The organism is Pueribacillus sp. YX66 (assembly GCF_041725775.1).
In the GTDB taxonomy this organism is placed as follows: domain Bacteria; phylum Bacillota; class Bacilli; order Bacillales; family UBA6769; genus Pueribacillus.
In genome coordinates, this window is the sequence record NZ_JBEUEL010000054.1 from 1 (window position 1) to 9,751 (window position 9,751).

At 39.0% G+C, this 9,751-nt stretch carries 11 protein-coding genes and 1 pseudogene; 10 read left to right on the plus strand and 2 right to left on the minus strand.

Translation table 11 applies throughout. The features are described from left to right. Positions 1–211 precede the first annotated feature (211 nt). Positions 212–556 carry an NAD-dependent epimerase/dehydratase family protein gene (locus ABU914_RS14870; RefSeq protein WP_379670479.1) on the minus strand — a complete coding sequence of 115 codons (345 nt, stop codon included), beginning with the start codon at positions 554–556 and terminating at the stop codon, positions 212–214. 204 nt (positions 557–760) lie between these two features. On the opposite strand from ABU914_RS14870, the gene lhgO reads away from it, so the two are divergent. The 6 genes and pseudogenes from lhgO to ABU914_RS14900 all read left to right on the plus strand — a co-directional run bounded on the left by lhgO (position 761) and on the right by ABU914_RS14900 (position 5,440). Then, positions 761–1,984 (plus strand): L-2-hydroxyglutarate oxidase, encoded by a 1,224-nt coding sequence (lhgO, locus tag ABU914_RS14875; protein WP_379670480.1) that lies wholly within the window; start codon positions 761–763, stop codon positions 1,982–1,984. A gap of 2 nt (positions 1,985–1,986) precedes the next feature. Further along, positions 1,987–2,853 (plus strand): EamA family transporter, encoded by an 867-nt coding sequence (locus tag ABU914_RS14880; RefSeq protein WP_379670481.1) that lies wholly within the window; start codon positions 1,987–1,989, stop codon positions 2,851–2,853. 271 nt (positions 2,854–3,124) lie between these two features. Next, positions 3,125–3,214 (plus strand): annotated as a pseudogene (locus ABU914_RS14885) (RNA-guided endonuclease InsQ/TnpB family protein); the annotation flags it as partial. A gap of 562 nt (positions 3,215–3,776) precedes the next feature. Further along, positions 3,777–4,055, plus strand: coding sequence for a hypothetical protein (locus ABU914_RS14890; RefSeq protein ID WP_379670482.1), 279 nt, complete (start codon positions 3,777–3,779; stop codon positions 4,053–4,055). 250 nt (positions 4,056–4,305) lie between these two features. Next, on the plus strand, positions 4,306–5,121 hold the full coding sequence (gene recX, locus ABU914_RS14895) for a recombination regulator RecX (RefSeq protein WP_379670483.1): 816 nt from the start codon (positions 4,306–4,308) through the stop codon (positions 5,119–5,121). Positions 5,122–5,128: 7 nt separating this feature from the next. Continuing rightward, positions 5,129–5,440: a YfhH family protein gene (locus ABU914_RS14900; RefSeq protein WP_379670484.1), complete on the plus strand. Its 312-nt coding sequence runs from the start codon at positions 5,129–5,131 to the stop codon at positions 5,438–5,440. A 28-nt stretch (positions 5,441–5,468) separates the two neighbouring features. Here the strand turns inward: ABU914_RS14900 and ABU914_RS14905 are convergent, their stop codons facing one another. Then, positions 5,469–6,452 carry a metal-dependent hydrolase gene (locus ABU914_RS14905; protein ID WP_379670485.1) on the minus strand — a complete coding sequence of 328 codons (984 nt, stop codon included), beginning with the start codon at positions 6,450–6,452 and terminating at the stop codon, positions 5,469–5,471. A gap of 241 nt (positions 6,453–6,693) precedes the next feature. On the opposite strand from ABU914_RS14905, the gene mutY reads away from it, so the two are divergent. From mutY to ABU914_RS14925, 4 genes are all read left to right on the plus strand, one after another. Beyond that, a complete protein-coding gene (gene mutY / locus ABU914_RS14910; protein WP_379670486.1) occupies positions 6,694–7,767 on the plus strand; it encodes an A/G-specific adenine glycosylase in 1,074 nt (357 codons plus the stop codon). Then, complete coding sequence (locus tag ABU914_RS14915; protein WP_379670487.1) at positions 7,764–8,522, plus strand: SDR family NAD(P)-dependent oxidoreductase; 759 nt, start codon at positions 7,764–7,766, stop codon at positions 8,520–8,522. Before mutY ends, ABU914_RS14915 begins: the two co-directional genes overlap by 4 nt. A 17-nt stretch (positions 8,523–8,539) precedes the next feature. Next, a complete protein-coding gene (fabL, locus tag ABU914_RS14920; RefSeq protein WP_379670488.1) occupies positions 8,540–9,289 on the plus strand; it encodes an enoyl-[acyl-carrier-protein] reductase FabL in 750 nt (249 codons plus the stop codon). A gap of 101 nt (positions 9,290–9,390) precedes the next feature. Beyond that, entirely contained in the window at positions 9,391–9,588 is a 198-nt protein-coding gene (locus ABU914_RS14925; protein ID WP_379670489.1) for a gamma-type small acid-soluble spore protein, read from the plus strand. The last annotated feature ends 163 nt before the right edge of the window (positions 9,589–9,751 follow it).

Consider the following 9,751-nt stretch of genomic DNA (forward strand, 5'->3'; position numbering starts at 1 on the left):
CCGATTCAAATTCGGTTTACCTAGTGGTTTTATTGTACCAAAGGATGTGATAGAAAAAAAGGGAAACTTGAGTTATCCACAATTTAAAAAGTCAAAAACAGAAATTCGGTTCATTTCGACTCAAAAAAGAGGAAGACCAACTGGTAAAAATTAACAACTGTGGATAAGTGATTTTCCCATCATCAATGAGTAAGAGATATAAATTTACTCTTCATGGCTGAGCTTGAATGTAGACGTTGGGCTTTTTTGATAGCTTTTTGATAAGCTGATGGATGCTTTCTGTTGCCTTAAGGCGACTCGTCAAAATGTGTTCCTTCATTGTTGTTGTCCAACGGTTATTAATCGATTCGCCTGCTAAGTTGATGATCGCATCAACATCATTCAACTTTTCGTACTCGATGCTTTCATTATTAAGCCATTCGATATATGTGATCCGCGCGTCCGACTGCTTATTTTTATTTCGTGTTAACACGATTACGTCATGACCCTTTTGAAGTAGTAGGTTGCTAAGTGCACGTCCAACAAACCCTGTTCCACCTGCGATCACTACTTTCATGTCCATTCCTCCATTTCATAATCGATCCCACCTTATTAAAATAGTAAAATAGATAAAGCGAGACCTCAAGAGGGAAGTTGTTATCCCGACTCGTTAGCGAGATTTATCGGGTTTCTAGCGATCGTTTGGAAATACGAACGATTGATTTCAAGTGATAGCAAGAGAAGTTTAAGAAAGTATCGATAGAAAGAGAGTGGGGAAACGATGTATGATCTTGCGATCGTTGGGGGAGGCATTGTCGGTCTTTCAACTGCCATGACTGTTTTACGGCAATTTCCTCATTTAAAAGTTGTCTTGATTGAAAAGGAATCAGACATTGCGCAGCATCAAACCGGTCGTAATAGCGGTGTTATCCATTCTGGTATTTATTATAAACCTGGCAGTTTAAAAGCACGCTTTGCGCGTGAAGGCAACAAATTGATGATCAATTTTTGTGAGACACACGGAATTACATACGATATGTGTGGAAAAGTGATTGTCGCTGTTGATGAAAACGAGCTAAAGCTTATGGACAATCTGTATGAACGCGGTGTACAAAATGGGCTTCGTGTGAAAAAAATTGGACGCAGTGAATTAAACGAAATTGAACCGCATGTGAACGGACTTGGTGCCATTCATGTGGAAAATTGCGGAATTGTGGATTACAGCGAAGTCGCGAAAACATTTAAAAAGATGATCGTCGATCACGGCGGTGAAATTCGTCTTTCTACAACAGTGGAAGCGATTGCTGAATGTAATGATGGTGTAACGCTCGATACAAACAAAGGCACGATTCAAGCCTGTTACATGATTAATTGCGCTGGACTCCATAGTGACCGGATTGCAAACATGGTTGGACTTGAAACAGATATGAAAATCGTGCCGTTTCGTGGTGAGTACTACGAGCTTGTGAAAGAAAAAGAATATCTCGTTAATCATCTCATCTACCCTGTTCCGAATCCTAATTTTCCGTTTCTAGGCGTTCATTTTACAAGAATGATAAATGGTGGCGTTCATGCGGGTCCGAATGCAGTGCTTGCTTTTCGGCGCGAAGGCTATAAGAAAACAGACATACATATGAAAGATTTGTTTGAAGTGCTTACCTATTCAGGTTTTTGGAAAATGGCAATTCCCAACGTGAAAGAAGGGTTACACGAGATGGTTCGCTCATTTAGTAAAAAAGCGTTTCTGAAAAGCTTGCAGAGGTTAATCCCTGATATAGAAGAAAATGACATTATTCCTTCTGATGCAGGTGTTCGTGCACAAGCGCTAAAAAGTGATGGGAGTTTAGTTGATGACTTTGCTATATTTCAAAGCGAACGTTCGCTTCACGTATGCAATGCGCCTTCTCCAGCCGCAACCGCATCGCTTATGATTGGGAATGAGATTGTTAACTGTCTTCCTAAGCACTTTTTTAAAGACAATTCGACGCAATCTCATGAGGGATGAACATGAAGAGACAATCTGCATTTCTTCTAGTTTTACTTGCTGCAATTTTATGGGGAACGACAGGGACAACGCAAACATTTGTATCAGAAGAAGCGAGCCCAGTGCTTATCGGTGCAATCCGCATTGCCATTGGTGGACCTGCCTTGCTTTTATTCGCATACTTTCAAGGGAAAGTGAGCCATCACGGTTGGAAAGTGATGCCGGTCATTGTTGCCTCTTTAGGTGTCGCTTCTTTTCAACCATTATTTTTTTCCGCGGTGAAAGAAACCGGTGTTGCAGTTGGGACAGTTGTCGCGATTGGTAGTGCGCCGATTTTAACAGGTTTGCTTGAGTGGGCGATTAAGAAGAAGTTTCCGGAACGAAATTGGTGGTTTGCAACACTGTTGGCGGTGACAGGCTGTTTATTGCTCGTATTAAACGATGTGCAAATTAACGTGACAGTGCTCGGTATTTTGATGGCGCTTGGAGCAGGTTTTTCGTTTGCGGTGTATACATTGGTGACGAAAAGTTTGTTAGAAAAACACGAACCAGAAGCTGTCATGGGTGCTGTTTTCACTCTTAGTGCGATTTATTTACTGCCTGTTTTCTTTATTTTTCCTATTCATTCTTTATTAACCCCGTATGGGATCAGTATCGTTTTGTATTTAGGATTGTTCACGACCGGTTTTGCTTATTTGTGTTTTGCCCGAGGGTTGACAGGTGTCTCTGCTTCAACTGCTATTACACTATCATTAGCGGAGCCGCTTACCGCTACATTGCTAGGGGTCATTGTCGTCGGCGAAATACTCACACTTGTTGCGTGGGCTGGTGTACTTTTGCTGTTCATCGGGTTAGGTTTATTGTCTTTTTCACCGAAAGTACGTCAATGAGGTAAAAGGAATGTTGAAGATTATATTCCGAAGATTGATTAATTTAATAGTGTCGCTATTTCCGACAAGCGTATAACCTCAAGTTTAACACTTGACGATATTTACTTACATCATCTTGATGAACGGATTCACACTTCACGTACCTTCTATGATAACGAAAAAGAGGAAATAGAGAGTTGATGAATTTCGATTGGCTATAGCAAAATGGTTTGATTTCATCAGTATTATATAGATAAAAGGATTGATATATCAATGAAATTAGATGATAATAATCATTCAGTGTTCTTGCGGCTTTGTATTCGATCATGATCACAATTCAGCAATCAATATCAAAAATGAAGGATTGCATTTATTAGCATAAAAATCATACTGTCGTTAGATGGGATGACCCGAGAAGCCCCTACTACAAGCGATCCGTAAGGGTGGTAAGTGGTGAGAGCAGTTTACAATTCATCTATAGAAAAATCGTTAGATTTTTCAAAGCCTTTCGAGATTAACTTGGAACTAATCTTACAGAAGAAAGTGCACTCTAAGAACAGTTAAAATCAAAAATTCCTTTTGATTTTTAATGAAAAAAATAAAAATGTATATTATAGAACTCATCACGCCTCTTCCCAATGTGTACCAAGGTAGACGTGTTATTTTTTTCTAAAATAGGAGACTCATCACGTTATAATAAATTCTGAGTATAACATGTTTGATATGCTTGGTAGATAAAAGAAGGAGGATAATTCCATGTTAACCGAGACGGAAAAGAATTAAGAAAACCTTAAAATCAAAGAACCGATCTGTTAACATCTACTCCAAATGAATGAATTAAGACGATTAATGACAAAACAAAAAATAGAGGCTTTAGTAACCTTACGCATAAAAATGTTTTCTTGACTTCATCAACATTCCTTGATCCGACCAACTGGAAGGACATGAAAAGAGGTTATTTTTATCAAGCTGCTATGTATTATTTATCGGATACGGAGCAGCCTTTACGTTTTATTGAACCGAATGAAAACGGAACGTTTTCTATTGTTAGAAGAATTGAAAATTTCCAACCTAGAGAAATAGGCGGAAGAAAAAGGGCTGTAGAGCAAAATGTCGTTGTTACGGTTAAACCAAGGCAAGTTATTGTCCTCTCACAAAATCGTCATTTTGAATATGTACAAGTAGTTCCTGTTTTAGGTTTATACTATTACATCATTCTTTAACCCTGGTATCAAAAATTAATAAATGATGAGTTGCCTGAAAGTTGATTTTACACAAGTTTCAACAATACATAAAAGTATGTTATTTCAAAGACAATCAAAAGTAGCATAGGAAAGGATGACATTTATTGAATTGCAAATATTGGAACTGCTGGATGTATAATTTTTCAAAAACTAACGTAACTTCAAGTCGCGTTAGCTTCAATCATAAGCCCTTTAATTTTATGATAAACTGTACTGTGAGGTGATGCACATGGCAATCATCACACGAATTACAACGCAAAAGAACAATAAAGATCGCTATTCGGTTTACATTGATAATGGAAATGGAGAGCAGTTTGGATTTGGCGTCAATGAAGATGTCCTCATTCAATTTGGGCTTCGCAAAGGGCTTGAGCTTGATGACGAACTTATCACGCAAATAGCGCATGAAGATGAAATTAAAAAAGCACTGCATCTATGCTATTCTTTTTTGTCTTATCGCATGCGGTCGGAACAAGAAGTCGTCACGTATCTCAAGAAAAAAAACATTGATGAACCGATTACCTCACAAGTGATCGAACAATTAAAAGAGCAGCAATACATGAATGACTTGGAATTTGCGAAAAGCTATGTCCGTGATAAAAAAAGATTATCTTCAAAAGGCCCGCTAGTCATTTTAAAAGAGTTACAAAAAAAAGGAGTAAGTGAAAGCGAGAGTAGACAAGCGTTGCAAGAATTTCCAGAAGTAGAACAACTTGAAGCTGCAAAAACATTCATTATGAAAAAAGCTAGTCTAGAAAATAAGGAATCACATAAAGCGTTACGACAAAAGCTTGGTTTACAACTACAGCAAAAAGGGTTTCCATACGAAATCATTGAAGCAGCACTTCAGCATCTTCCTGAAAAAAACTCGGTAGATGAACGGGAAATTCTCCGTATACACGCTGAAAAAGCACATCGACGCTATAAAAAATATACAGGATTTGACTACACACGACGCATGAAACAATATTTATACAGCAAAGGATTTTCAATGGAACTCATTAACGAAATCATCGAAGAAATGCAGGACGATACAGAGGAGTGACAATAGCATGGACAAGCGATTTAGTGAAATGACGAAAACGGAGCTCCAAGCCGAAATCGGAAAACTTCATGAGAAAGCACAAAAAGCTGAGCAACTTGGAATTATTAATGAAGTTTATGTATTAAAAAGAAAGATTGTTATGGCGGAGGCATATTTGCTTGATCCCGCGGATTTTAAAAAAGGAGAAACGTACAACATTAAAGATGAACAAGATGTAACATTCACGATTGATTACTTAAAAGGTACATTTGCGTGGGGGTATAAAGAAGGAAGCAATGAACCCACAGCTTATCCGATTTCATTGCTCGTAAAACAATAAAAAAGTATCGTGTTGCCACAGTGCTTTTTTAATACCCATTCGCTGTTTTCAACTTTTTCTTCAAGCGTTCGGCATTGTATACCCATCCGGTATACGATTGTGTAATCGTTAAGTCGTGATCAAGTTTTACAACGGCAACAAACGGATAATGCCCTTTGCTTCGGTATCGTAAATCAATAAAACGAACTTCATGACCTTCATCCGTATGTTTAATACTCCATCGATATACAGGAGAAAAAGACAAAAATGCCGATAAATTCGGATCCTTTTTTGCGGCTTCAATTACAGATGTTGTCGGTACTGGTCTCCGAGAATAAACATCTAAAATTGAAATTTGCAATTTTTTAGCATGAGCAACGTAAAATTTATCTTTTGTCTTTACAGCGATATGCCATTTGTTCCAGTTCAATGTTGGTGAAACAATCACTTCCTCAACATCGTTGATTTTACGCTTCACTTGTTTTACGAGCAGATGATGCACATATGACCTCCAAACATAATAGACAATGAGGAACATATAGATCGAAATAAAAACAGGTGCAGGTTCATAACCGATTAACCAAAGAATGATACCGAAAAGATGTAATCCAAAAATAAATGGATCAAATGTATTGATAATCCCAAAGGCAATCCATTTATGGCTAAACGGTCTTAGGGCTTGAGTACCGTATGCGTTAAATAAATCAACGAGTACATGCAGTACAACTGCTAAAAATGTCCATAGCCAAAGATGCAATACGTTCATTGTTGGTGCGAGTGTGTAAAGGGTAAGTGTAATTAAAATGGGCCACAACAAAATAGCTGGGATTGAATGGGAAATCCCGCGATGATGACGTAGATAAACAGCATTACTTCTAAGTTTTAAGATTGTATCAAAATCAGGGGCATTTGAACCGATGATCGTTCCAGCCATAATCATCTGATGTAACGCAGGGTCATGAGAAACAACAGGGTCTAAAGTTGCTAGTCCTCCGAGTCCGATCCCCATTACGATGTGTGTGCCTGTATCCATGTAGTCTACGTTCCTCCTCGCTGCGTATGTACAAGTTTGTTATTTAGTTATACCCAAAAATGTGTAAAGAATAAAGTTAAATTTGTGTTACGGTATTATGGCAGGTAAAAAGTAAAAATGTTGGCAAGTTCAGACCGCTACGCGCGCTCAACATCTGTATGAACTACTTCAATCGATGTTATGTCTCGCTTATTATGATGTTTATTGTAACACGGATAGGAAGGAAGACGAAATCGGTAAAATGTTGAATTTAGAAAAGTTGAACCGTGAAGCATTTCAAACACAATTACTTACTTGGTATGATGAAAATAAACGCGATTTGCCGTGGAGAAATACGCAAGATCCGTACCACATATGGGTTTCAGAAATTATGTTGCAACAGACACGTGTCGAGACAGTAATTCCGTATTTTGAAGACTTTATCGAACGGTTCCCGACATTAGATGCGCTTGCAGAAGCGGATGAAGAAGATGTTTTAAAAGCATGGGAAGGTCTTGGATATTATTCGCGGGCGCGAAATTTGCAAGCGGCTGTTCGCGAAGTGAAAGAAAGCTATGGTGGAGTCGTTCCAAATCATGAAGAAGACATTGCAACGTTAAAAGGTGTCGGCCCGTATACGGCTGGAGCGATTTTAAGTATTGCATACGGAAAACCTGTCCCAGCTGTTGACGGGAACGTAATGCGCGTTTTATCACGTGTCTTGCTCGTTTACGATGACATATCGAAAGTAAAAACACGAAAAATGTTTGAGAGCGCAGTTCGAAAACTGATCCCAAATAATGCGGCTTCAAACTTCAATCAAGCCCTGATGGAACTTGGTGCTACTGTCTGTACTCCGAAATCACCAGGTTGTTTGCTTTGTCCCGTTAGAAGTGAATGTCGTAGTTTTTATGAAGGTGTACAAGCAGAGCTTCCGGTGAAGGCGAAAAAGAAACGACCGAAGCTTGTACCGATTGCAGTTGCTGTTTTAGAAAATGCTAACGGGCAATTTCTAATTACAAAGCGTCCGAATGAAGGGTTACTCGCGAATTTGTGGGAATTTCCGAATTGTGAAGTGGACAGTAAGCAACAATCAAAAAAACAATTGGAGCAATTTTTTAAAAAGTCTTGGGGGATTCACGTTGACTTCAAAGAGAAAATCTTTGAATTTGAACATATTTTTTCACATCTTATATGGGAACTTGATGTTTATCGAGGTACATTACATACAGAGTTAATCGAAACGGAAGAAGTTCAACTTGTGGGTATCGACGATTTTGAACGTTATCCTTTTTCAGTAACCCATAAAAAAATTATTAGGAGGCTTGCTGAATGAATCTAGGTTTAGAAGGAAAAGTTGTCTTAATTACTGGTGGATCAAAAGGAATTGGAAAGGTCCTTGCCGAAGCTTTTTATAAAGAAGGGGCTCGTGTTGCGATTGCAGCAAGGGGAATGGATTCACTAGCTGAATGTGAGCGAGAGATGCATGGGATCTTTACATTTTTAGGAGATATGACGAATCGAACAGAACGTGCAAGTCTTATAGAAGCCATTGTTCAAAAATGGGGGACGATTGATATACTTGTCAATAACGTTGGTGGAAGTAATGGGAGTACGATTGCGGAAACAGAATTACAGTTGTTTGAAGATGCGATGTCGTTAAACTTCTACTCAACGGTGGATTTGAGCAAACGTGTTCTTCCGATTATGAAAAAGCAACAGAGCGGTGCAATTATTAATATTACATCGATTTATGGGCGTGAGTCTGGAGGCAAATCGACATATAACGCGGCGAAAGCGGCAACGATTAGCTTTACAAAAGCACTCGCAGATGAGGCGATTAAAGATGGCGTTCGTGTGAACGGTATAGCACCAGGTTCGATCCTTCATCCGACAGGCAATTGGCAAAAACGAATCGAAGAAGACCCAGAAAAAATGAATGCATTCGTAAAAAATGAAATACCGGCAGGACGTTTTGGAACACCAGAAGAAGTGGCAAATGTTGCTTTATTTTTAGCATCGGAAAAAGCATCATGGATCGTCGGCGCAACGATTAACGTCGATGGCGGACAATCAAAAAGCAATTTTTAAAAGCGGGGGACAAAAAGTTGGAAAGAAAAGTAGCATTAGTAACTGGCAGTAGTCGTGGAATCGGGAAAGTCATTGCAATGCGGCTTGCCGAACAAGGATATGACATTGTTATTAATTATGCTCGAAGTAAATCGAAAGCATTAGAAACGGCTGAACAGCTTGAAAAGCTTGGTAGCAATGTTCTCGTTGTAAAAGCAAACGTAGGGAAAGTTGAAAAAGTGAAAGAAATGTTTCAACAAATCAATGAGCGTTTCGGCCGTCTCGACGTATTTGTAAACAATGCTGCATCAGGTGTGCTTCGTCCGTTGATGGAGCTTGAAGAAACGCATTGGAACTGGACGCTTGATATTAACAGTAAAGCATTGTTATTTTGTGCACAAGAAGCGGCAAAACTAATGGAGAAAAACGGTGGTGGCAAAATTGTGAGTATGAGCTCGATCGGCTCGATTCGAGTACTCGAAAACTATACCGCTGTCGGTGTTTCTAAAGCAGCACTTGAAGCATTAACACGTTATTTAGCGGTTGAACTCGCTTCGAAAAACATCGTCGTCAATGCAGTTTCAGGTGGTGTCGTTGATACAGATGCACTCACACATTTTCCTAACCGTGCTGAACTGCTGAAGGATTCCGTAGAGCGCACACCTGCGGGCAGAATTGTGGAGGCAGATGACTTAGCAAATGCTGTCATGTTTTTACTTTCTGATCAAGCCGATATGATCCGCGGACAAACGATTATCGTAGATGGTGGAATTTCATTGCTTGCTTGACTGTACGTTAACTACTCCTTGTAGGTTATAAAATTTTTCACTGAATTTTTTGGATAGTATTCTCATCTCCTGGTTACATTAAAACTGTGGAGGTGATAAACATGGCGAATAAGAAATCACAAGCTGGTACAAATGCACAAAAAGTACGTCAGCAAAACGCTCAATCCGCTAATCAACAACAAGCAAACCAGCAGTTTCAAACTGAATTTGCTAGTGAGACGGATGCGCAATCAGTAAGACAAAAAAACCAACAATCACAAGCTCGTAAGCAGCAATCTTCACAACAACAAAATCAGTAACGAAAAAGGCAATTGTCCCCTTATCCATCCGATAAGGGGCTTTTCGTGTTTAAAATTTCAGGTCTGAGGAGTAAAAATTCTTCGAAATAATCTTCCCCCAACATGTGATAAATATGGGATAATTTAACTGTATTTATCAAAGATTGGGGGATTTTAAAATGCT

Coding starts and splice junctions, on each gene's coding strand:
- ABU914_RS14900 (WP_379670484.1), top strand. CDS start 5,129: ATGGACAAGCGATTTAGTGAAATGACGAAAACGGAGCTCCAAGCCGAA.
- ABU914_RS14880 (WP_379670481.1), top strand. CDS start 1,987: ATGAAGAGACAATCTGCATTTCTTCTAGTTTTACTTGCTGCAATTTTA.
- ABU914_RS14925 (WP_379670489.1), top strand. CDS start 9,391: ATGGCGAATAAGAAATCACAAGCTGGTACAAATGCACAAAAAGTACGT.
- recX (WP_379670483.1), top strand. CDS start 4,306: ATGGCAATCATCACACGAATTACAACGCAAAAGAACAATAAAGATCGC.
- ABU914_RS14870 (WP_379670479.1), bottom strand. CDS start 556: ATGAAAGTAGTGATCGCAGGTGGAACAGGGTTTGTTGGACGTGCACTT.
- ABU914_RS14915 (WP_379670487.1), top strand. CDS start 7,764: ATGAATCTAGGTTTAGAAGGAAAAGTTGTCTTAATTACTGGTGGATCA.
- lhgO (WP_379670480.1), top strand. CDS start 761: ATGTATGATCTTGCGATCGTTGGGGGAGGCATTGTCGGTCTTTCAACT.
- ABU914_RS14905 (WP_379670485.1), bottom strand. CDS start 6,452: ATGGATACAGGCACACACATCGTAATGGGGATCGGACTCGGAGGACTA.
- mutY (WP_379670486.1), top strand. CDS start 6,694: ATGTTGAATTTAGAAAAGTTGAACCGTGAAGCATTTCAAACACAATTA.
- ABU914_RS14890 (WP_379670482.1), top strand. CDS start 3,777: ATGAAAAGAGGTTATTTTTATCAAGCTGCTATGTATTATTTATCGGAT.